The organism is Verrucosispora sp. WMMD573 (assembly GCF_027497175.1).
Classification (GTDB): Bacteria; Actinomycetota; Actinomycetes; order Mycobacteriales; family Micromonosporaceae; genus Micromonospora.
On the sequence record NZ_CP114901.1, the window covers coordinates 6201475 to 6221864 of the forward strand.

A 20390-nucleotide genomic window follows, 5' to 3' on the forward strand; every position below is an offset into this window, starting at 1 on the left:
AGACGATAGCGGCACCGGGCAACGCCCGGCAGCCCGGCGGCGGGCCGGTGCCGGCGGACCTGCCCGGAGCAGCGGCTAGAACGTCGGGCAGGCCCGCCACAGCGGCGGCTACAGCGACAGGTAGTGCTGGCGCTCGTAGGGCGTGACCTCGCGGCGGTACTGCTCCCACTCGGCCCGCTTGTTGCGCAGGAAGAAGTCGAAGACGTGCTCGCCGAGCACCTCGGCGACCAGTTCCGAACCCGCCATCACGTCGATCGCCTCGGACAGGTTCTCCGGCAGCTGTTCGTACCCCATCGCCCGCCGCTCGGCGCTGGTCAGTGCCCACACGTCGTCCTCGGCGCCGGGCGGCAGCTCGTACCCCTCCTCGATGCCCTTCATCCCGGCGCCGAGCAGCACCGCGAAGGCGAGGTACGGGTTGGCGGCCGAGTCGGGCGAGCGGATCTCAACCCGGGCCGAGTTCGGCTTGCCGTACGCCGGGACCCGGACCAGCGCGGAGCGGTTCAGGTGCCCCCAGCAGACGTACGCGGGGCTCTCGGTGACCCGGTCCGGCAACGCCTGCGGGAACAGCCGCTTGTACGAGTTGACCCACTGGTTGGTGACCGCGGTGTACTCCCGGGCGTGGGCCAGCAGCCCGGCGATGAACGCCCGGGCCACCTTGGACAGCTTCATCGGGTCGCTGGCGTCGTGGAACGCGTTGCGTTCCCCCTCGAACAGCGACAGGTGGGTGTGCATCCCGCTGCCCGGTTGGTCGGTGAACGGCTTGGGCATGAAGGTGGCCTGCACGCCGGTGGAGAGCGCCACCTCCTTGACCACGTGCCGGAAGGTCATGATGTTGTCGGCGGTGGTCAGCGCGTCGGCGTAGCGCAGGTCGATCTCCTGCTGGCCGGGGGCGACCTCGTGGTGGCTGAACTCCACCGAGATGCCGATCCGCTCCAGCGACAGCACCGCCTGGCGGCGGAAGTCCCGCGCCACGGCGTGGGTGGTGTGCTCGAAGTACCCGCCGGTGTCCACCGGCACCGGCACGGCGCCGTCCATCGGCCCGTTCTCCAGCAGGAAGAACTCGATTTCCGGGTGGGTGTAGAAGGTGAAGCCCTTCTCCGCCGCCCGGGACAACGCCCGACGCAGCACATGGCGGGGATCGGCCCAGGACGGACCGCCGTCGGGCAGCAGGATGTCGCAGAACATCCGGGCGCTCTCGCCGCTGACCCCGCCCTCGAACGGGAAGACCTGGAAGGTGGTCGGGTCCGGCATGGCGACCATGTCCGACTCGAAGACCCGGGCGAAGCCCTCGATGGCGGAGCCGTCGAAACCGATGCCCTCCTCGAAGGCGGCCTCCAGTTCGGCGGGGGCGACCGACACGCTCTTGAGCGTGCCGAGCACGTCGGTGAACCACAGCCGGACGAAACGGATGTCCCGCTCTTCCAGCGTACGGAGGACGAACTCCTGCTGACGGTCCACTTCCCCAACCTTCCGCGACACACTATGTCCGCCTTGGGTCGGACTCTGCCCGACCTGACCGACCAGTCTCCACCGACCCGATTACGCAGACGTTAACCGAACCGCGGCCGTTACGTCCTGTCCCGTCCCGACCGGCGGTCGGACCCCGGTCGGACTGCTCCACGCCGACGTGTCGAGGCCGTACCGCTGGGGCAAGATGAGGACATGCCCACCCTGCGTCTCGCCCTGTGCCAGGTCAACCCCAGTGTCGGTGACCTCACCGGCAACGCCGGTCTCGTCCGCGCCTGGACCCGCCGGGCCGCCGACTCCGGTGCCCAACTGGTCCTGTTCCCCGAGATGATGTTGACCGGCTACCCGGTGGAGGATCTGGTCTTCCGGCGGTCCTTCGTGGCCGCCTCCCAGGCGGCGCTCGGCCAGCTCGCCGCCGATCTGGACGCCGACGGCCTGGGTGACCTGCCGGTCGTGGTGGGCTACCTGGACGCCGACGGCCCGCCGCAGGTGAGCGCGGACGCCGAGCCGGGTCGGGGGACGCGTAACGCCGCCGCGCTGCTGCACCGGGGTGAGGTGGTTGCCACCTACTTCAAGCACCACCTGCCCAACTACGGCGTCTTCGACGAGGACCGCTACTTCGTGCCCGGCGACATGCTCACCGTGGTCCGGCTCGGCGGGGTGGACGTGGCGCTGACCATCTGCGAGGACCTGTGGCAGGCCGGCGGCCCGTTCGCTGCCGCCCGCCGGGCTGGGGTGGGGCTGGTGGTCAACATCAACGGCTCGCCGTACGAGCTGAACAAGGACGACCTGCGAATGCCGCTGGTCCGCCGGCGGGCCGCCGAGGCCGGGGCCACCATCGCGTACGTCAACATGATCGGTGGTCAGGACGAGCTGGTCTTCGAGGGCGACTCGATGATCGTCGCGGCGGACGGGACGGTGCTGACCCGGGCACCGCAGTTCGTCACGCACCTGCTCGTGCACGACGTCGACCTGCCCGCCGCCACAGGTGCCGGCGAGGTCGCGGACGGCGAGCAGCTGGCCGACGGGCTGCGGGTGGTGCGGCGTACCGTCGAGGGGATCCCGCCCTCGCCGACGGGCCCGGCGGCGACCGGCGGCATCATCGAGCCGGTGGCCGACGAGGCCGAGGTGTGGCAGGCGCTGGTGCTCGGCCTGCGGGACTACGTCGAGAAGAACCGCTTTCCCTCGGTGGTGCTCGGGCTGTCCGGGGGCATCGACTCGGCGGTGGTGGCGGCCATCGCGGTGGACGCCCTCGGCGGCGACCGGGTGGTCGGGGTCTCTCTGCCCAGCCAGCACTCCTCGGAGCACAGCCGCTCCGACGCCGCCGACCTGGCCAAGCGGACCGGCCTGGACTACCGGGTGGAGCCGATCCAGCCGATGGTGGACACCTTCCTGGCGAACGTGTCGCTGTCCGGGGTCGCGGTGGAGAACCTCCAGGCCCGGGTACGCGGCGTCATCCTGATGGCGTTGTCGAACCAGGAGGGCCACCTGGTGCTGACCACCGGCAACAAGAGCGAGCTGGCGGTCGGTTACTCGACCCTGTACGGCGACTCGGTCGGCGGTTTCAACCCGATCAAGGACGTGTGGAAGACCCTGGTCTGGCGGCTGGCCAAGTGGCGCAACACCGAGGCCACCCAGCTGGGCGTGACCCCACCTATCCCGGAGAACTCGATCGGCAAGCCGCCGAGCGCCGAGCTGAGCCCGGGGCAGCTCGACAGCGACTCGCTGCCCGACTACGACGTGCTCGACCCGATCCTGATCGGCTACATCGACGGTGACCTGGGCCGGGAGGGGCTGATCGCCGACGGTCACGACCCGGCCGTGGTGGACAAGGTGCTGCGGTTGGTGGATACCGCCGAGTACAAGCGCCGCCAGTCCGCACCGGGTACGAAGATCTCCATGAAGGCGTTCGGACGGGACCGGCGGCTACCGATCACCAACCGGTGGCGCGAGAACGGCTGACCGGCTTCCGGGCGGTCCGGTGGTGCGCACGGCCGCCCCGTGACGCTGGACCGGAGTGACATCCTCCACTGCGCCCTGCCGCCGACCGCCCGCGCGGTGGGACGATCGCGGCAGAACCCGGGGACCGCGTACGCGGCCTCGAGGAAGGAGAACATCGTGGAATCCACTCCGGCCGAGGTGACCGCCCTCTACGGCGGCCCGGCCACCCGTCGCGTCCGTACCCGCGACCTGCTCGCCGCCAAGGAGCGCGGCGAGAGATGGTCGATGCTCACCTCGTACGACCAGTACACGGCCTCGATCTTCGACGCCGCCGGAATCCCGGTGCTGCTGGTGGGCGACTCGGCGGCGAACAACGTGTACGGCTACGAGACGACCCTGCCGGTGACCGCCGAGGAACTGCTGCCGCTGGTACGGGCGGTCGTCCGGGCCACCCGGCAGACCCTCGTCGTCGGTGACCTGCCATTCGGCTCGTACGAGGAGGGCCCGACCCAGGCGCTGCGTACCGCCGTCCGGTTCATGAAGGAGGGCGGCTGTCACGCGGTGAAACTGGAGGGCGGCCAGCGCTGCGCCGCGCAGATCGAGGCGATCGTCGGTGCGGGCATCCCGGTGATGGCGCACATCGGCTTCACCCCCCAGCGTGAGCACACCATCGGCGGATACCGGGTACAGGGCCGCGGCGACACCGCCGACGAGGTACTGGCCGACGCGCGGGCGGTCGCTGCGGCTGGTGCCTTCGCGGTGGTGCTCGAAATGGTGCCCGGTGAGGTGGCCAAGCGGGTCACCGCCGAGCTGCCGATCCCCACCGTGGGCATCGGCGCCGGCCCGGACACCGACGCCCAGGTGCTCGTCTGGCAGGACATGGCGGGCCTGCGCACCGGCAAGGCGCCACGTTTCGTGAAGCGCTACGCCGCCCTGGCCGACACGCTCGACGAGGCCACCCGCCGCTTCGCCGACGAGGTCCGCTCCGGCCAGTTCCCCGCCGCCGAACACACCTTCTGACCGTCCGCCTGGGTCAAAGGCCGACCCGGGCGACGACCACCGGCCGACCCGGCACCGGCCATGTCCACTGGCTGACCCGGCCCGGACGGTCAGGGCGGGTGCGTTCGCCTGGATGTGCGTCGTGGCGCCGTTGCCCGGGTGAACGGGCGCGGGCCGCCTCGCCTCACCTCGAACCGTGGCCGCTAGGTCGGCGACAACGCGGGCCTGCTCGGCATCGACCTGGCCGGCGGCGCTCCAGCCACTCGGGAACCTCGTCGCTGGAACTGGCCTCGCCGCCGCCGTGGTCATCATCGCCGTACTACTGACCGGACCCGCTCCGGTGCTGGGGGCGCGGTGGTTCTGGTTCTGGCTGGTCTGCCTCGTACCGTTCGGGCTCGGGCTCTTGTGGTGGTTGGCCCGGGAGCACCCCTGGGCGCGCGCCGCCTCCCCGCCCGCCGGCCCGCGCCAGCGGAGCCACGGCAGCCTGGGCTTTGCTCTCGGCGTCCTGGCCGCACTCCTGAGCAGCATGGTGGTGCTGGTGCTCAGCCAACTGCTCGGCGACTGGTGGGTGCCGCGCCTTCGACGCCGGATAGGTGAGCGAGATTTCCCGAAAGCCGCTACGGTTCCCGCTCGTGAATCGAGTTCGTGCTTCCTTCTCTGTCCTGGCCTGCGCCTCACTGCTGGCGTTGGCCGCCTGCGGTGGCGAGGAGGCGGCTCCGACGGCTGGAACTTCGCCGGCGACCGCCGTGCCGTCCGTCACCGCCACCACCAGCGCCCCCTCGCCCACCCCGGCGCCGCCGACCGCTGACGCGGCGGACGTGGTGGGGGACAAGCAGCTCTGCCAGTCGGCGAAGCAGGCAAGCGACAAGATGAAGGAGAATCTCGTCGCCGCGGTGAGTTCCGGTAGCGAGCCGTCGCCGGCGCTGTTTCAGAAGATCCTGTCCGGGTTGCAGAACGAGGTGACCCGGGTGGCCGCCACCGGCGCCACCGACAGCAACGTGGTTGCCGCGTTGGAACAGTTCGGCGCGGAGGCCGGCAAGGCCGCCAACGCCACGGACCCAGCGACGGCCGCGGACAACCCGGGCTTCGAGAAGGCCGGCGCTGCCCTCAGCACGGCCTGCAAGTCGGCCGGCGTCAACGTCAACTTCTGACCACCGGACGCCCTGAGGATCGGATCCGGCTGCTCCTGGTGACCTGCGGGGCGGACGACCAGGACCCGGTGGACCGGAACGCGCTCAGAGGTCGGTGACGCGGACGCCCGCATGCGCCTTGTAGCGCTTGTTGATGGCGATCAGGTTGGCGGTGAACGCCTCGATCTGGTGCGCATTGCGCAGTCGTCCGGCGTAGATGCCCCGCATGCCCGGGATGTGAGCGGCGAGCGCGCCGACGATGCCGACCAGCTCTCGTTCCTCGGTGCAGATCAGCACGTCCAGGTCGATGCGGTCGATCTCCGGGTCGGCCAGCAGCGGAGCGCTGACGTGGTTGAATGCGGCGCACACCCGGGAATCGGGCAACAGCGCGGCGGCCTGCTGGACGGCGCTGCCCTCCGGCACCGGCAGCGCGTACGGGCCCTGCTTGTCGAAGCCGAGTGGGTTGACGCAGTCCACGACGATCTTGCCGGAGAGCGGTTCGGCGAGCGCGCCGACCGTGGCGGCGTGCCCGTCCCAGGGCACCGCGATGATCACCACGTCACTGCGTCGGGCCACCTCGTCGTTGTCGGCACCGGTGACGCTGCCACCGGCCGGCACGCCGGGCAGCGCGGCGATCTCGGCGGCCGACTCGGTCGCCCGCTGCGCGGAGCGGGAACCGATCAGCACCGCCAGGCCCGCCCGGGCGAACCGGTAGGCGAGCCCTCGGCCCTGGTCGCCGGTGCCACCGATGATGCCGATGGTGAGCCCGGAAACGTCGGGCAGGGTGCTCGGGTCGTATGCCATGGTCGTCATCCTCGCAAATCAGCTGGCCGGGCAGCAGCGCCCGACGCTGTGACAATGCCCGCTGCGGCGGTCGCGGCCCGGCCCGAGTCGCGGGGCGGGCCGAACCGCCGGCCCAGGTCGCGACGCGGGCCGCAGGCGTAGATCCGGGCGCGATGCCGAAGTGTCAGGCGAGTTCGAAGGCGACCGAACGGGTGGCCGGATCCGCGGCGACCAGCCGGACCCGGACCCGGGTGCCCAGTGGCAGCTCGCCGAGACAGCGCGCGCGTACCGGCGGGTCGTCCAGGGCTACCGTGCCGCCGGGTGGACGCCCCGCACGGCCCTTGCCGTTCGACGGCGCATCCACGTCGAGTACGGCGGCGTCGAAGGTCTCGCCGACCCGGTTGGCCAGCAGCACCGCCTCGGCCAGGTCGATCGCGCCTCGGCTCGCCGCGGACGCGGTGCGGTCCGTGGCCGCCATCACCGCCGGCAGCCGGGGCAGCGCCGTGCGAGCCCAGTCGGGCACCTCACGGCCGTCGTGCAGAGCCAGGCAGATCTCCGTGGCGTACCGATCGGCGAGTCGTCGCAGCGGCGCCGTGACATGGGCGTACGCGGCCGCGACCCCGCCGTGCGCCGGCTGCTCGGGCGGCTCGCCGTCGAACGGGGTGTACGCGGCCGCACGCATCAACTCCGCCGCCTGGTCGATGAACGCGGCGGCCCGAGGCTGAGCCGGATCCAGCCGGAGCAGCAGTTCACCCACGCCGACGTCGTCCGGCCAGTGCACGCCCAGCGGAGCGGCGGCGGCCCGCAGCCGCTGCACCGCCTCGGGCTTCGGCGCGGGCATCGTCCGCAGCAGGCCGATCCGACCGGCCAGCATCAGATCGGCGGCGGCCATCCCGGTGAGCAGGGAAATCTGCGCGTTGTGTTCCTCCATCGGCACCGGTGCCCGCAGCACCAGTCGCCACCCGTCGCCGTCGGCCTCCACGTCCTGTTCGGGAATCGGCAGGTTGACCGCGCCGCGGCGCAGCCCTCGCGTGGTGAGCAGCGCACCGATCTCGGGCAGCAGGGCGATCGGCTCGGGCAGCCGGCCCGCGTCTGCGTCGGCCTGCACCTGCGGGTACGCCAGTTGGGCTCGGCTGCGGACCAGGGCGCGCTGCACCACCACCGCGCTGGTGCCACCGTCGGTGTCCAGGTCGATGGTCCACAGCACGGCTGCCCGGTCGACATCCGGCAACAGGCTCGCCGCGCCTTCGCCGAGCGAGTACGGATGCAGCGGCACGTTGCCGTCGGGCAGGTAGACCGTCTGCCCTCGACGCCAGGTCTCGTCCTCCAGCACACCGCCGGGACGCACGTGGGCGGCGACGTCGGCTATCGCGTACCGCACCCGGTAGCCGCCGCCGGCGCGACGGCTGAGGTGCATCGCCTGGTCCAGGTCCCGCGAACCGGGCGGGTCGATCGTGACCAGCGGGACGTCCGTGCAGTCGACGGCCGGCCGGGGCGGTGCGGCGGCTGCCTCGTCGGCCTCCCGCTGCGCCGCCGCCGGATAGGTCTCGGGCAGACCCAGTTCTCGGCGCAGTGCCCCGAAGTCGATGCGCGGTGCCAGCACACGTCGGATGACCATGCGCCCATCCTGACAGCGCCGGACGCAGCGCGCTCTCCGCCGAGCGACGGGTCGTCGGCGTACGCCGGGTCAGCCGGCCGTCCTGCGCGTGGTGCCGGTCCGTCCGCCGGACGCGGCACGCCCGGCGCTCCGGGCGGCGGCAGTCTTCGCCGGCGCCTTCTTCGCAGGCGTCCTCGACGTGGATGCCTTCTTCGCAGGCGCTTTCGATACGGCCGACTTCTTCGCCGCGGTGCGGGTGGCCACCGTGGTGTTCTTCCGAGCCGGTGCCTTCCTGGCGGCCACGGTCTTCGCGGGGGCCTTCTTCGCGGGGGCCTTCTTCGCCGCCGTCGACGTGCTCTTGCGCGTCGCCGTCTTCCTCACCGTCGACGTCGCGGTCTTCGCCGGTGCCTTGCGCGCGGCCGACGTGCTCCGCGTACCCGTCGCCTTCTTCGCGGGGGCGGTCTTGCGGGCCGGGGCCGCCTTCCTCGCGGACGCCGCCTTCTTCGCGGGGGCCGTCTTGCGGGCCGGGGCCGCCTTCCTCGCGGACGCCGCCTTCTTCGCGGGGGCCTTCGCCGCCGCGCCCCGCGCGGACGTCGCCTTCTTCGCGGGCGCCGTCTTGCGGGCCGGGGCCGCCTTCCTCGCGGACGCCGCCTTCTTCCCGGGGGCCTTCTTCGCCGCGGACGTGGTGGTGCGCGAGCCGGTGGCGGTTCGCGCCGACGCCGAACTGGTCCTCGCGGCGGGTGCCTTGGTCGGCGCGGTCTTCGCCGAGACCGTCTTCTTCGCGGGGGCCGCCTTCTTGGCCGCAGCGGTCTTCCGCGCCAGGGTGGCCGACCGGCTGGCCGGGGCCGCGCCACCGGTCGCCTCACGGGCAGCCGGCGCGGTGCCGGCTGCGCGGCGGGTCGACGGGGTACGGGCGAGGCCCGCAGTGCGTTCCGTCGCGGCGGTCTTCCTCGCGGGCGTACGCTTCGCAGCCGGGCGGGTGGCCTGTTGTGCTTCGGCCATCTCGGTTCCCTTCATGGGGACGTGCTGCCGCCCTCGCGACGCACGCAGTGCCTCGGCACGGGAGGCGTCCCGCGCCGTCTACCTGTCCTCCCCGGTCCAACGAGCATCCTCGGCCTCCCACGCCTCGTTGCGTTCCCGCACCTGTTGCAGGGCGTTCTCCGCGTCGGCGGCCGAGTCGTACGGGCCGAGGACGTGCCGCGCGGGGCACACGTCGGCACCGGATTCGACCCGGTGGTGTCGCGTACACCAGTAGTAACGTCCACGTCCGCTGTCGCTCATGGCATCACTGTGCACCGGGAACCGACCGACCGCCACCGGAACACGGCAAGTCACCAGGCCCTTCCACAGTAGACGTGGTCCCTGGCCTACGGGCCTGAACTGCGAAAATCGTCGCCACCGGCCCGGGTGCGGGCGTAGATCAGCGGATTGGCTAAGGTCACCGGATGGGCGTACCGGACTACATCCTGCGGATGCGCAAGCACGTCGGCCACGACCTACTCTGGCTACCCAGCGTAAGCGCGATCGTCCGCAACGACGCGGGTGAGCTACTGCTCGCTGAACGGGCCGACGACGGTCGCTGGTCGGTGGTGAGCGGCTTCGTCGAGCCGGGTGAGCAGCCCGCCACCGCGGTCGTCCGCGAGGTGCTGGAGGAGACCGGGCTGGCGGTCGAACCGCTGCGGCTCAGCAGCGCCGTGTCGCATCCGCACACGTATCCGAACGGCGACCGTTGCGAGTACCTGAACCTCGGTTTCCACTGCCGGTTGCTGGGCGGCGAGGCACGCGTCAACGACGACGAGTCGCTGGACGTGCGGTGGTTCCCGCCGGGCCGGCTGCCCGACCTCGACGAGCACGCCCGGCTGGTCATCCGGCACGCTCTCGGCGGGGAGACCTTGGCGTTCTTCCTGCCCGCCGGCACCCAGTGGGGCGAGCCCGGTGAGCTGGAGTACGCCTGAACCGCTGCGCCGGTATCTCAGCGACCTGGTCGCGGTAGCCGGTGAGGTGCTCGGCGCCGAGCTGTGCGGTGCGTACGCGGCGGGCTCGGTGGGTCTGGCCGCGTACCAACCCGGACGCAGCGACGTGGACGTGGCGCTGATCTGCGCCGGCCCGCTGGACCACGGGCTCGCCGAGGTGTTGGTGACTCGGCTGCGGCACGAGGCGCTGCCCTGCCCGGCGCGCGGCCTGGAACTGGTCGTGTACCAGCAGGAAGTGGCGCGGTCCGGCACCCCGGAACCGGGTTTCGAGGTCGAGCTGAACACCGGCGCACGGATGGACTTCCGGGTGTCCTACGAGCCGGCGCAGCGCCCGAGCGCGGACGGCCTGTTCTGGTACGGCCTGGACCGCAGCATCCTGCACCAGAGCGGGTGGGCCCTGCTCGGTCCGCCCGCCGCCGACGCCTTCGCCGACCTGACCCCCGAGGATCTGCGCCGACTGGTGCTGGACGCGCTGCGCTGGTGGTGGGCGCGGCCGGCGCCCGCCGAGGAGGTGCCCGTGCCCGGAGCCGACGACGCCGTGCTCGGTGCCTGCCGTTCCTGGGTACGCCTGCGCACCGGCGTGTGGCTGCCCAAGGTGGCCGCCGGCCGGCGGCTGTTGGACCAGGCCGGGCCGCTGGTCGACGCCGACACCACCGAGCTGGTGGAGCGATCGGTGGCCGCCCGCGACGGCGGCGTGCCACCAAGCGGGGCGGCGGCTCGCGCCTTTCAGCGGCGTGTGCTCGCCGACCTGACCGCCGCACCGGCCTGATCTCCCCCAGCGGGCCGCCCGGCAGTTCAGTCGGATCGGGTTGGCATCCGCATCCGCCCAGGTAGCAGACGGGCTTGTTGCCCCGGCATCCGCCGCTGCGGCCATTCTCGACCGTCCCGGCGGTCACCCAACGTGGCCCGCTCAGCTCGATCGCGCTGCACAAGATGCGGATGGGAGGTTGCATGTGCCAGTCTCATCCGAGATTCTCTCCACCGGCACGACCCGACCGCGTACCGGTGCGCACCTACCGCTCGTCAGCAGAACCTGGAGAGGCACGTGGCAAACCTCGACACCGCCCTGAAGGACGCCATGGCGATCGACGGCGCCATCGGCGCCGCGCTCGTCGACTACACCAGCGGGATGACCCTCGGCGTCGCCGGTGGCACTCCGGAAATCGACCTCGCCATCGCCGCCGCCGGCAACACCGACGTGGTACGCGCCAAGATGCGCACCATCGAGATGCTCAGGCTGAACGACGACATCGAGGACATGCTCATCACCCTGGGCGGCCAGTACCACATCATCCGGCCGCTGAACGGCCCCAACGGCAAAGGGCTGTTCCTCTACCTGATGCTCAGCAAGACCCGGTCCAACCTGGCGCTCGCCCGGCACCAGCTGCGCACCATCGAGGAGCATCTGGAACTGTGAGCACCGGCGACAGCCTCCTGCCCCGTCGTACCGCGCAGCAGCCGAACCTTCCGCCACCGGTGCGGCTCCCACCGTCGCTGGCCGGTGACCCGTCGTTGCCGTACCCGGCGATCGGCACCGAACTGCACGAGCTGCGCTTGAACATCCCCGGGGTGCAGGGAAGCGTCCTCGGCGGAGTCGACGGCCTGCTCATCGCCCACGACGTGCCCGACGCTCTGGACCCGGACGACCTGGCCGCGATGGCGGCGGCGACCTTCGGCCTCGGCCGGCAGGTCAGCCTCCGCCTCGGCCAGGGTGAGTTCCGCCAGTCCACCGTGCGCAACGAGGCCGGCTACTTCTCGGTGTACGCCGTCGGCCCGCACGCACTACTCTCGGTGGTCGGCGCCGATGCGATAAACGTGGCCCGACTGCACCTGCACGCCCCGCCGGTAGCCGAACGCCTCGCCAAACTTCTCACCCCCGCCCTGATCCACGAACAGCGGTGAACCTCGGTCAGGTGGCGCCCGTCGAGCCGTCGGTCAGTTCGCGGAGAATATCGGCATGGCCGGCGTGCCGGGCCGTCTCCTCGATCAGGTGCACCAGGATCCAGCGCAACGAAACCTGCCCGAGCTGCGGGTGGGGCACCACATGGTCGAGGTCGAAGCGGGCCGCCACCTCTCGCGACCGGGCACACTCCGCCTCGTACGCCGCCGCCAACCGCTCGACGGTGTCACCCTCGGCCAACGCGAAGCTGGCCGTCGCGTCCTCCTCGGAGGTGAGATAGACGTCCCCCGGGCCGGGCGCGAGCAGACAGCGGAACCAGTTCCGCTCCACCAACGTCAGGTGCTTCACCAGGCCGGCGAGGGTGGTCGCCGACGGCACCAGTCGCCGGGCGGCCTCGGCGCCGGAGATCCCCCGCACCTTCCCCAGCAGCACCGCGCGATGGAAATCGAGAAACGCGTCGAGCACGACGCGTTCGTCGCCGGTGCTCGCCATCATCGCGGTGACCACGTGATCGGCAGGGCTCTCCGTCATGACCGGACCCTAGCGACAGTCCACCCGCCCCCGCTGCCCCGCGAACCGTCACCAGTGCCCCGTCCGCGACCTTCACCTGCGCCGCGACGACCCGCTCGACCCTTCGAGCACACCTGGTCGACCCGAGCAGCACACACCTACCCTGTGCCGATGATGGATCGGGGTCGACGACGCGTTCCCGTCCCGGCCGTCGCCGCCGCGATCACCTTTCTGCTGGGCATGGTCATCCAGGCGGCCCAGATCAAGACGAGCACCACGCCCGGGGCCACACCGAGAATCGCATCGGCAAGTGTCCGCTCTCGAACGCGGTCTCGCATTCGAAGCGCAGCTCGACACCGATCAGGCCGGTGTCACCGGGGCCCAGCAACTCAGACTCGCCGGCGTCGCGGACCTGGGCACCCGGTCCCTGCCCGGTCGCCGCGCGAACCGTGATCGGCGCCTGGCCAGCGTTGGTCACTGCCAGTTGCCCGTCCATCCGCAGAACACCCGAGACGTCCGAACCGCGCTCCGCCGACATGGCTGCCAGCCTAGGGCGTTGCCCCAGGCAGCACGGTCGCCGGTCGCACAGCCCTCTGTGAAGCGGAACGCCAATCGATGGCCGATACAGAACCAGGTCCCAGCCTCGCGATCGATACTGCGACCTGGTGGGCGACGGACGAGTCGACCTGTACGCCGGATTATGAACTTGAAACATGCCCTGAGCAGGCGTTCTGTTCGCCAGTCACCCGCTCAGGGCGTCGCCAGGGCGTCTGGCGAAATTCAGAGAGCCTCGACAATGGCAAGCCACCCGGACACATGCCGGCGGTATCGCATCGCCGCTATCTGGCCGCCGCCGGGTGCAAGAGGTCCGATGACACGAGGAAGACGGCCGTCCCGTCCTCGGCGGCTACGCCGTCCGGCTCCGTCGAGACCAGGACCAGCGGCACCGACGAGGTGTCGGACATGCCGCGCAGCTCCTTGACGATGCACCGCACCGCAGCCGGCCTCGGCAACGCAGACTCGGGATCGAGGTCGCTACCGAAGATCGGCGCCTTGTCGACGAGCGACCATACGCGGCCCTGCGCATCGGTGAACACGACCCGGACCACGGCTGGAAAGACGGCCCGATCCACCCACTCGATCGCTTCGCAAGCAAGCTCGACGTGGTCCCCAGGTCGGGGGGCGTGTCGGTCCATCTGCTCGAATCCTGCCTGTCGAAGTATCCCGGGCGCGGCGCGTTCGATATCTACGATGCCGCGAACAGATCATCAATCGCGCGCCGGGTGCGTTCCTCGCTGGCCGGCATCAGGTGCGTGTAGACGCGGAGGGTGAAGCCGGGATCGGCGTGGCCGAGGTAGGAGGCGAGGGCCTTGATGCTCTCCCCCGCGTCGAGCAACGACGAGGCGTAGAAGTGCCGTAACGCGTGCATCCCGGTGGCACGGGTCGGCGTGATGCCGGCCGCCACGACAGCGGGCCGCCAGCTCTTGTTGTCGAAGGTCCGCCGATTGATCGCGCCGCGCCGGGTGGTGGTGAACAGCAGCGGCACCGTGACCCGCTCGTCGGTGGCCGGGTCCTCCCACGGCAGGGTGAGCGACACCGGGACGAAGTCGTCGACGTGCTGCTTCAGCACCTGAGCGACGGAGTCGGGCAGCGGTATCCGGCGGTCCCGGTCATTCTTGGGCAGCCCGAAGACGAGACGGGAGCGGACGAGCTTGACCTGACGGCAGACGTGCACCCAGCCCGCGTCAAGGTCGATGTCGTCGACCCCGAGGCCGAGGATCTCCCCCTGCCGCAGACCGCAGCCGGCGCCCAGGTCGACCATCGGGCGGTACCGCTGGGCGAGGCCACCGCGGATTGCCGAAACCTGTTCGAACCGCCACGGCACCACCCGCCGCTGCACCGGTCGCGGAGGCTTGACCGACTTTGCCGAACACGGATTCTTGGCGATCCGCTCGTCATCGACGGCCGCGCCGAGGATGGTCCGCAGGTGGGCGAAGACCACGGCCCGAGTCGCCGGGGCAAGCTTGCCGACCATGTCCGCGTCCCATGCCCGGATGTGTCCCGGCTTGATCTCGGCCAGCTTCTTGGAACCGAAGGACGGCAGCAGATGCTTGCGTACCCGGAACTCCGTGCTCTCCCGGGTCGACTCGTCGAACGAACGCGTCCGTAGCCACGTCTCCGCGTACTCGGCGAAGGTCATCCGACCGGCGACCGGGTCGACGTACGAGCCGCGTAGCTTGTCCGACTCGGTAGAGACGAGGAACGCCTCAGCCTCACGCTTGGCCCGGTCCGGAAACGACTTCTTGCGTTCCTTGCCGTCCGGGCCGATGTAGCGCACCCGGTAGCGCAGGCCCTTGCCGAACAGTTCCGTCTTGACCCGCTCCCGTTGCCCGCCGGGGTGACGCAGCGTCTTGTACCAGCGATCCTCTACGTGTCCCATCAGGCCGCCGCCTGCTCGCGTACCCAGGACCGGACCGCTTCCGGCTCGTACCGCAGGTGTCGGCCGACCCGAGCCGCCGGCGGCCCGTACTTGACTTTGCGCCAGCGGTACAGCGTCTCGGGCGGTACCCGCAGGTACGCCGCCACGTCCCGGATCGTCCAGAGCCCGTCGTTCGCCGACATCACAGCCCCTCCCCCGTTGTGCCGTCCGTTTCCGTCGTCGATGCCGTGTCGGGGAGCTGCGCGGCGCGGTCCTTGGCAGCGAGGAGTTCGGAGCGCCAGCGGGCACGTTCACCGATCGCCCGCAGCAGCCGATGCGCCATGGGGCCGACGTCGGGATCGTCGGGTCGGGCGAGTTCCCAGGCGTGGCGGACAGGTTCGACGGTGGCACCCTGGTCGTAGACGCCCTCCAGGCCGACACTCACCCCGAGCAGCGCCCGCACCCAGGCCCGGACATCGTGCTTGTGGTCAGAGAGGGTCTTGCCGGACCAGTCGCGGGAGATGAGGATGCGCCGGCCGCCGATACCGAGGGTGTCCCGCTGGTGGACCTTGCCCTTGCAGCGGCCCGGCTTGAGCTTCGCGTGCGCCTTGCGCGGTTGGATGCCGTAGAGCAGCCAGTTCGCGCAGCGGTCGGTGCACGGGGTGACCTGGAGTTCCTGCCACAGCCGGTCGAGGTGGGCGCGTTGCCGGTCAGTCGTCGCCTTGTGGACGTCGCCCGTGTGCTTGGTGATGTATTTCGTGACGTAGCGGATGGTCCGTTCGGCGTCGTCGGTGCCGGGCATGACGCCGCGTGCGTCGACCTGGGAGCCGAAGCGCACGACGTGCACCGGTTCCGCGTCGAGGTCGTCGTCGATGGCGTCGAGTGCTTCCGACCAGGTGGTCAGCGGCGCGCGGGCGTCCTGGTCGACCCACACGGAAGCCTGCTCGTCCCAGACGGGCAGCCGGTCGAGGGTGTACCGCTGAACATCGACGCTGGGCCACCACACCTGGTGATAGGTAGCCGCCGCCACGGTCCGGAGCACGTCGCGCGGGATGGTGCCTCGGATGGCGAAGTGTGCGTGTGGGGCGAGGCGGCGTTGGGGCTCGACGCAGCCGGCGTACTGGACGTTCCATCCCTCGCAGCGGCGCAGGTTCTGCCAGAACCGATCGAGCAGCCGAGGGAAGTGCACCGCGTCCCACGCCGCCCGGCGGTAGTCGTACCGGTCGGGGTTGAGCGGGGTGCCGTCGGGGCGGACCGGGCCGTACGAGTCGAGGGTGAGCGTGAGCCACATCGACGGCCGGTAGGTGGTGCCGTCGGGGGCGGTGTAGGTCTTGCCGACCGTACGGCGCTCGACCTTACGCCGAGGCAGGTCCGGGGCATCCTGGCGACGGCGGGTAGAACGCTTGCGCCGCCGACCGTTGTCCTCGTCGCCCTGGTCCTCGTCCCCGGTCGAGTGCGGCGGCGCGACCCGTCCCCGGAGCCCTTCGGCCGCGATTGCCTCTTCTACTTCGCGGATTGCCTCGTCGAGATCTTCTACCTGGTCCCACTGGCTGGCTCGGGACGCCTCGTCGCGGGAGAACTCCAGGTGACCGCGCAGCAGGATCAGCGCCTTCTGTTCCTCGGTCGCCGGCTCCGGTGGCGGTAGCGGTTCGTCATCGCGGTGCCAGCCCTCCCGGATCTGGGCCTGCCGCAGCCGGCGGTTCTTCTTCGCGCACGGCCCGCACTTGTCCTCCCGGGTCGCGCCGCAAGGCAGGTCGATGACCTCAGTCAGGCCGGTGTTCAAGTCGGTGCGGCGCATCGCCAGGGGACGGACGCAGACGCCGTACTCGGCCGCGATCTCCTTGAGCACGTCGACCGAGCGGGGTAGCGCCATGCGGGCCGCCCGCGACCCCGGCCGAGGAGGTGCAGCCGGGGTCGGGGCGGGTTCGAGGCCGGGCAGGGTGGGGGCGGTCGTAGAGGTCGCCGTCATGCAGCCTCACCAGCCGCCCGCGCAGGAAGACGTGGCATGATTCGCTCGTGGAGCCCCGCGCCTGGCGGTACCGCTTCGAAGAGGTTCCGTGGCGGGACATCGAAGTCCGCTTCCGTGATCTTGTTCGGCGCTATCCCGATTTCCAGCACATGGCTGACATCGTGGAAAGCGTGATCACCTGCGACGGAGCCGCCCGACTCGCCGCCCTTACCTCCATGCATGACCTCGTTGTGGCCGCGCGCCCCGTGCCGGATGAACCCCCGATCGAGGTGGTGGTTGTTCGATCGCCCTCGTCCGGACGAGTTGGCCCCGACGGGGTGCTGATCGAACATCGGACCGTGTCCGGCAGGGACGACGTGATCACCCGTCCCAGTGCAGACGCGGTACCACTGTTCTGGCGCTTCATGATCGAGAAGTTCGGCGTCGCGCCGATGCGGTAAGGCCACCTCAGGCAGAGATCGCGGCGTCATCGGATGATCCCCACCACCTGACGCCGGCCGGGCTGGACGACGCCGCGCGGTGGCAGCACGGAGACTGATGCCGGCGGCATCACGTCAGCAGGCGGAACAGGCTCGGCCTGCTCGGGTTCGTCGTGCCGGTCGGCCTGCGATTGGGCCGGTTCCGGTGCCGGCGCGGTGGCGGGTGCACTGGACAGGACGACTTTGACCAGGGCGAGGAAGGCCAGCGAGGGGACGGCGGCGACGATCCAGCCCCACACGGAGGGTTCGGCTTCGGCGACCTGGGCGGCGAGGGAGAGCAGGGCGAAGGCGACCAGGAGGACGCCGACGAAGCCGGCCGGTCGGCCGTTGCGGCGGCGGGCGCGGATTTCGAGGCCGAGGTAGATGGCCATGAGTTCGACGGCTACGGCGTTGGCCCAGCCGATCCAGTGTGGTTGGCCGTGGGCGACGGAGAGGTCATGGACGTGGGTGAAGGCGGCAGCGCCGGCCATGGTGCCGATGGCGAGCAGGATGAGCAGGCGTACGGCGGATTCGATGCGGTCGCGGGTCACCGGCGGCTCCCGGTGTCGCGGACGGTCAGGCTGATGCGGATGCTTTGGCCGTCGAGGTCGCGGCGGCGGTTGACCATGTGCGCCAGGCCGTGCAGGGCGGCGGCGAGCCGGTCCGGGGTGCCGTCCAGTTCGATGTGCAGCGGCTTGATCCGGTGGGTGCCGAGGAAGAAGCGTTTGAGGGACATCGGTTACCTCCGGGCCGGGGCGACGCGGGTACGGATGTGCTCGGGTGGTTCGCCGAGGGAGGCGACGGCTTCGGAGAGGCAGCGCCACAGCGCCCACGCCTCGTCGGGGGTGAGGTGCATGCGGCGCCGGCCGCCGCCGACGGCGAGATAGACCGGGTACGGGTCGGGCCGGTGCGGGTCGACGCGGACGGACACGGCGGTGCTGGTCTGCCCGTCGGGGTGCGGTGCGCGGAGGCGGTAGAAGGTCGGGGTGGTCACCGCGGCTCACCCCCGTCGGTGTCGCGGAGGATGTTGAGCAGGGAGTCCGGCAGCAGCGGTCCGCGTGGGCGGGGCAGCGGCGGGCGGTGGGTGGGTTCGGGGGCGGTTTCCCGGCCAACCTGGGCGAGGATGTCCGCCGCGTCAGCCGGGGCCGGATGGGTCGCGGCGAGCTGGCGGATGTCGTCGTCGGTGATGTGGGAGAAGCGGACCCGGGCGGGTTCGGGGGTGCCGTCGAGGATCACGTAGCCGACGCCCTTGGCCCATCGGGGCATCTGGTCGGCCAGGGCGCCCCGGTTGCGGGCACCGTCGCCGAGGATTAGGTCGACCTGAGCGGCCTCGGTCAGGCCGAGCGCGATGCGGGTCGGGAACAGGTCCCGGAACGGCAGGACTTCCTTGCGCGGGTCCTGCAACGCCGCCACGACCAGGACGCCGACGCCGGCCCCTTGGGACAGCAGCAGCCCCAGCGACGAAGCGATGCGCTTACGCAGCTCAGCATCTTGCAGGTAGGCGGTGAGGGCGGCCATCTCGTCGATGACGACCACGACCAGGGGGTCAGCCTCGGTCGGCGTGTGTACTCGGACCGTGCCGGCAAGGCGGGTCTGCCGCTCGCGCAGCACGGTGACGGCCTCGTCGAGGAGGTCGGCCATGGCCTCGAAGGACTTGCCGGCGAAGCGGGCGAACAGCGGTCGGCCCATGGCGAACTCCATGCCGCCCTTGGGGTCGATCACCCACAGCCGCACCAGCCCGGAGCTGATCCCACCGGCGAGGGAGCGGACGAGGGACCACAGCACCGAGCCCTTACCGGAGCGGGTCGCGCCACCGATCAGGACGTGGGTGGCGAGCAGGTGCAGGGACCAGTGCCGCAGGTCTTCCCGCCGGGCCAGGGGCAGCGCGGTGAGGTCGGGCACCACAGGCACGTCGAACGGCTTCACCACCGTGCGCAGCGCATCGGTACGGACCACGACCAGGTAAACCAGCGACGGCCGATCCCGGTACCGCAGCCGATCCACCCAGCCCAGCACCAACGCCCAATAGCCAGTCCGGGGCGGCGGATCGCCGGGACGCTCCGAGTAGACCCGGGCATGGCGGCGACCGAACGCGTACGCCAAATTGGCCGTGACCTTCTGGAACTCCTCCGGCGTCTGCCCACGCACCATGCGAACCGTCAGCACGTCCAGCGCCTGATCGGAGCGCACCCGCAGCAACTGCGGCATGACCGGCCGATGGTCATACGTGCGGGTCAGCCCGCACAGCGTCATGGCTTCCCGCCAGGCCCGCCGGTAGACGAACACCTGACGGAACCAGCCCAGCACCGGCCCCGCGCACCAGTCCCACCACGATGTTTCGTGCTTCCACCGCCACACCGCCGACACCAGACCGGCCAGAACCAGCGGCACGATCAGCCCGGCCCGGCCGAACTCGGCGTAGAGCCACCCGCCGGCCACGACCAGGCCCACGATCACCGGATGCCGCACACACCAGACGACAGCCCGGAACAGCCACCGCAGCAGCATCCCGAGCGCGATCAGCCACAGCGGCAGCTCAAGCCGCCGAGGACGGATCACCATCAGATCCCCGGCCGTGGTCATCACGACCTCACCACGCGGCCGGCGAATCATCGAACACCCCGCACGACCGCTACCAGCCCCCGCGTAGACGCGGGCATACCCTTGGACACGTCACGACCTCTCTCGACAGAGCAGGGGAAGAGACACCAGGGGGCGGGGTTGCCGTCCGCCAAGACCAGACAGCCCCGCCCCCACCAACAGCGGCTACGCCGCCGCCTTCTTGCCGCCGACCACCGGAGCCCGAAGCCCGGTCGCCCGCAGCGAGTACGCCATCCGACCGTTGTTCGCCACGTACGGCGTCACCGTCATCCCGTCGAACTCCACCGCCTCGAACGGCGCACCCGACGGCGGCACCGGCTGATAGTCAGCCGAGATCTTCACCGTCGTCTCCCGGGACCGCTTGCCCAGCTCAGGGTCAAGGTCCATCACCCGGACCTGCCACACCCGCTGACCGGTCACCTTGTCCTTCGCCGGGGACCGCCGACCCGTCTTCTCGTCGTAGTCCTCCACCTCACCCAGCGACTCGGGCACCAACGCGCACCCCGCCGGGAACACGTCCTCGAACCGCACGGCGAACCTCGTACCGCCACGCAGAGCCATCGCCCACCTCCAACTTGTTGACTTGTCTGCCAAGCTGCGGTCCAAGGTAGACGGCACTTGGCAGACAAGTCAACAAGTTGGC

Annotated in this window: 23 protein-coding genes; 9 read left to right on the forward strand and 14 right to left on the reverse strand. The window is 70.9% G+C overall.

Going from position 1 to position 20390, the window contains the following annotated elements:
• Positions 1 to 108 precede the first annotated feature (108 nt).
• Positions 109 to 1458: a type I glutamate--ammonia ligase gene (gene glnA / locus O7601_RS28010; protein ID WP_281564039.1), complete on the reverse strand. Its 1350-nt coding sequence runs from the start codon at positions 1456 to 1458 to the stop codon at positions 109 to 111.
• Positions 1459 to 1662: 204 nt separating this feature from the next.
• Between glnA and O7601_RS28015 the strand changes: the two genes are divergently transcribed.
• From O7601_RS28015 to O7601_RS28025, 3 genes are all read left to right on the forward strand, one after another.
• On the forward strand, positions 1663 to 3429 hold the full coding sequence (locus O7601_RS28015; protein WP_281564040.1) for an NAD+ synthase: 1767 nt from the start codon (positions 1663 to 1665) through the stop codon (positions 3427 to 3429).
• Positions 3430 to 3582: 153 nt separating this feature from the next.
• Positions 3583 to 4428, forward strand: coding sequence for a 3-methyl-2-oxobutanoate hydroxymethyltransferase (panB, locus tag O7601_RS28020; RefSeq protein WP_281567073.1), 846 nt, complete (start codon positions 3583 to 3585; stop codon positions 4426 to 4428).
• 611 nt (positions 4429 to 5039) lie between these two features.
• Complete coding sequence (locus O7601_RS28025) at positions 5040 to 5558, forward strand: hypothetical protein (RefSeq protein ID WP_281564041.1); 519 nt, start codon at positions 5040 to 5042, stop codon at positions 5556 to 5558.
• Between the two features lie 84 nt (positions 5559 to 5642).
• On the opposite strand, the gene npdG is transcribed toward O7601_RS28025, so the two are convergent.
• Together npdG and O7601_RS28035 are read right to left on the reverse strand one after the other, a co-directional pair.
• Positions 5643 to 6341, reverse strand: coding sequence for an NADPH-dependent F420 reductase (gene npdG / locus O7601_RS28030; protein WP_281564042.1), 699 nt, complete (start codon positions 6339 to 6341; stop codon positions 5643 to 5645).
• Between the two features lie 163 nt (positions 6342 to 6504).
• The gene (locus tag O7601_RS28035) at positions 6505 to 7938 is read right to left on the reverse strand and encodes an RNB domain-containing ribonuclease (protein ID WP_281564043.1); all 1434 of its coding nucleotides are present in this window, start codon (positions 7936 to 7938) and stop codon (positions 6505 to 6507) included.
• A gap of 91 nt (positions 7939 to 8029) precedes the next feature.
• On the opposite strand from O7601_RS28035, the gene O7601_RS28040 reads away from it, so the two are divergent.
• The 5 genes from O7601_RS28040 to O7601_RS28060 all read left to right on the forward strand — a co-directional run bounded on the left by O7601_RS28040 (position 8030) and on the right by O7601_RS28060 (position 11792).
• Entirely contained in the window at positions 8030 to 9172 is a 1143-nt protein-coding gene (locus O7601_RS28040) for a hypothetical protein (RefSeq protein ID WP_281564044.1), read from the forward strand.
• Positions 9173 to 9362: 190 nt separating this feature from the next.
• Entirely contained in the window at positions 9363 to 9872 is a 510-nt protein-coding gene (locus O7601_RS28045) for an NUDIX domain-containing protein (RefSeq protein ID WP_281564045.1), read from the forward strand.
• Complete coding sequence (locus O7601_RS28050; protein WP_281564046.1) at positions 9853 to 10659, forward strand: nucleotidyltransferase domain-containing protein; 807 nt, start codon at positions 9853 to 9855, stop codon at positions 10657 to 10659. The genes O7601_RS28045 and O7601_RS28050 overlap by 20 nt, the downstream gene beginning before the upstream one ends.
• A 276-nt stretch (positions 10660 to 10935) precedes the next feature.
• Positions 10936 to 11307, forward strand: coding sequence for a hypothetical protein (locus O7601_RS28055; RefSeq protein WP_281564047.1), 372 nt, complete (start codon positions 10936 to 10938; stop codon positions 11305 to 11307).
• On the forward strand, positions 11304 to 11792 hold the full coding sequence (locus O7601_RS28060; protein ID WP_281564048.1) for a roadblock/LC7 domain-containing protein: 489 nt from the start codon (positions 11304 to 11306) through the stop codon (positions 11790 to 11792). The genes O7601_RS28055 and O7601_RS28060 overlap by 4 nt, the downstream gene beginning before the upstream one ends.
• A gap of 7 nt (positions 11793 to 11799) precedes the next feature.
• On the opposite strand, the gene O7601_RS28065 is transcribed toward O7601_RS28060, so the two are convergent.
• The 6 genes from O7601_RS28065 to O7601_RS28090 all read right to left on the reverse strand — a co-directional run bounded on the left by O7601_RS28065 (position 11800) and on the right by O7601_RS28090 (position 16688).
• On the reverse strand, positions 11800 to 12285 hold the full coding sequence (locus O7601_RS28065; RefSeq protein ID WP_281567074.1) for a DinB family protein: 486 nt from the start codon (positions 12283 to 12285) through the stop codon (positions 11800 to 11802).
• A gap of 277 nt (positions 12286 to 12562) precedes the next feature.
• On the reverse strand, positions 12563 to 12838 hold the full coding sequence (locus tag O7601_RS28070; RefSeq protein ID WP_281564049.1) for a hypothetical protein: 276 nt from the start codon (positions 12836 to 12838) through the stop codon (positions 12563 to 12565).
• A gap of 301 nt (positions 12839 to 13139) precedes the next feature.
• Positions 13140 to 13397 carry a hypothetical protein gene (locus O7601_RS28075; protein ID WP_281564050.1) on the reverse strand — a complete coding sequence of 86 codons (258 nt, stop codon included), beginning with the start codon at positions 13395 to 13397 and terminating at the stop codon, positions 13140 to 13142.
• A gap of 149 nt (positions 13398 to 13546) precedes the next feature.
• Positions 13547 to 14740: a tyrosine-type recombinase/integrase gene (locus tag O7601_RS28080; protein ID WP_281564051.1), complete on the reverse strand. Its 1194-nt coding sequence runs from the start codon at positions 14738 to 14740 to the stop codon at positions 13547 to 13549.
• Positions 14740 to 14922 (reverse strand): helix-turn-helix domain-containing protein, encoded by a 183-nt coding sequence (locus tag O7601_RS28085; protein WP_281564052.1) that lies wholly within the window; start codon positions 14920 to 14922, stop codon positions 14740 to 14742. Before O7601_RS28085 ends, O7601_RS28080 begins: the two co-directional genes overlap by 1 nt.
• Positions 14922 to 16688: a replication initiator gene (locus O7601_RS28090; RefSeq protein ID WP_281564053.1), complete on the reverse strand. Its 1767-nt coding sequence runs from the start codon at positions 16686 to 16688 to the stop codon at positions 14922 to 14924. The genes O7601_RS28085 and O7601_RS28090 overlap by 1 nt, the downstream gene beginning before the upstream one ends.
• Positions 16689 to 16735: 47 nt before the next feature.
• Here O7601_RS28090 and O7601_RS28095 point away from each other — a divergent pair, with 47 nt between their 5' ends.
• Entirely contained in the window at positions 16736 to 17128 is a 393-nt protein-coding gene (locus O7601_RS28095; RefSeq protein WP_281564054.1) for a hypothetical protein, read from the forward strand.
• A 26-nt stretch (positions 17129 to 17154) separates the two neighbouring features.
• On the opposite strand, the gene O7601_RS28100 is transcribed toward O7601_RS28095, so the two are convergent.
• From O7601_RS28100 to O7601_RS28120, 5 genes are all read right to left on the reverse strand, one after another.
• On the reverse strand, positions 17155 to 17697 hold the full coding sequence (locus O7601_RS28100) for a DUF2637 domain-containing protein (RefSeq protein ID WP_281564055.1): 543 nt from the start codon (positions 17695 to 17697) through the stop codon (positions 17155 to 17157).
• Positions 17694 to 17882, reverse strand: a complete 189-nt coding sequence (locus O7601_RS28105) for a hypothetical protein (RefSeq protein ID WP_281564056.1) — start codon at positions 17880 to 17882, stop codon at positions 17694 to 17696. The genes O7601_RS28100 and O7601_RS28105 overlap by 4 nt, the downstream gene beginning before the upstream one ends.
• 3 nt (positions 17883 to 17885) lie before the next feature.
• On the reverse strand, positions 17886 to 18140 hold the full coding sequence (locus O7601_RS28110) for a hypothetical protein (RefSeq protein ID WP_281564057.1): 255 nt from the start codon (positions 18138 to 18140) through the stop codon (positions 17886 to 17888).
• Positions 18137 to 19729: an FtsK/SpoIIIE domain-containing protein gene (locus O7601_RS28115; RefSeq protein WP_281567075.1), complete on the reverse strand. Its 1593-nt coding sequence runs from the start codon at positions 19727 to 19729 to the stop codon at positions 18137 to 18139. The genes O7601_RS28110 and O7601_RS28115 overlap by 4 nt, the downstream gene beginning before the upstream one ends.
• Before the next feature lie 183 nt (positions 19730 to 19912).
• Complete coding sequence (locus O7601_RS28120; protein WP_126711252.1) at positions 19913 to 20308, reverse strand: transcriptional regulator; 396 nt, start codon at positions 20306 to 20308, stop codon at positions 19913 to 19915.
• Positions 20309 to 20390: the final 82 nt, after the last annotated feature.

What these genes read in the sequence shown, in the direction of transcription:
- O7601_RS28015 (WP_281564040.1), top strand. Translation starts at nt 1,663, where the DNA reads ATGCCCACCCTGCGTCTCGCCCTGTGCCAGGTCAACCCCAGTGTCGGT.
- npdG (WP_281564042.1), bottom strand. Translation starts at nt 6,341, where the DNA reads ATGGCATACGACCCGAGCACCCTGCCCGACGTTTCCGGGCTCACCATC.
- O7601_RS28035 (WP_281564043.1), bottom strand. Translation starts at nt 7,938, where the DNA reads ATGGTCATCCGACGTGTGCTGGCACCGCGCATCGACTTCGGGGCACTG.
- O7601_RS28045 (WP_281564045.1), top strand. Translation starts at nt 9,363, where the DNA reads ATGGGCGTACCGGACTACATCCTGCGGATGCGCAAGCACGTCGGCCAC.
- O7601_RS28065 (WP_281567074.1), bottom strand. Translation starts at nt 12,285, where the DNA reads ATGATGGCGAGCACCGGCGACGAACGCGTCGTGCTCGACGCGTTTCTC.
- O7601_RS28070 (WP_281564049.1), bottom strand. Translation starts at nt 12,838, where the DNA reads ATGTCGGCGGAGCGCGGTTCGGACGTCTCGGGTGTTCTGCGGATGGAC.
- O7601_RS28080 (WP_281564051.1), bottom strand. Translation starts at nt 14,740, where the DNA reads ATGGGACACGTAGAGGATCGCTGGTACAAGACGCTGCGTCACCCCGGC.
- O7601_RS28085 (WP_281564052.1), bottom strand. Translation starts at nt 14,922, where the DNA reads ATGTCGGCGAACGACGGGCTCTGGACGATCCGGGACGTGGCGGCGTAC.
- O7601_RS28090 (WP_281564053.1), bottom strand. Translation starts at nt 16,688, where the DNA reads ATGACGGCGACCTCTACGACCGCCCCCACCCTGCCCGGCCTCGAACCC.
- O7601_RS28105 (WP_281564056.1), bottom strand. Translation starts at nt 17,882, where the DNA reads ATGTCCCTCAAACGCTTCTTCCTCGGCACCCACCGGATCAAGCCGCTG.
- O7601_RS28115 (WP_281567075.1), bottom strand. Translation starts at nt 19,729, where the DNA reads ATGACCACGGCCGGGGATCTGATGGTGATCCGTCCTCGGCGGCTTGAG.
- O7601_RS28120 (WP_126711252.1), bottom strand. Translation starts at nt 20,308, where the DNA reads ATGGCTCTGCGTGGCGGTACGAGGTTCGCCGTGCGGTTCGAGGACGTG.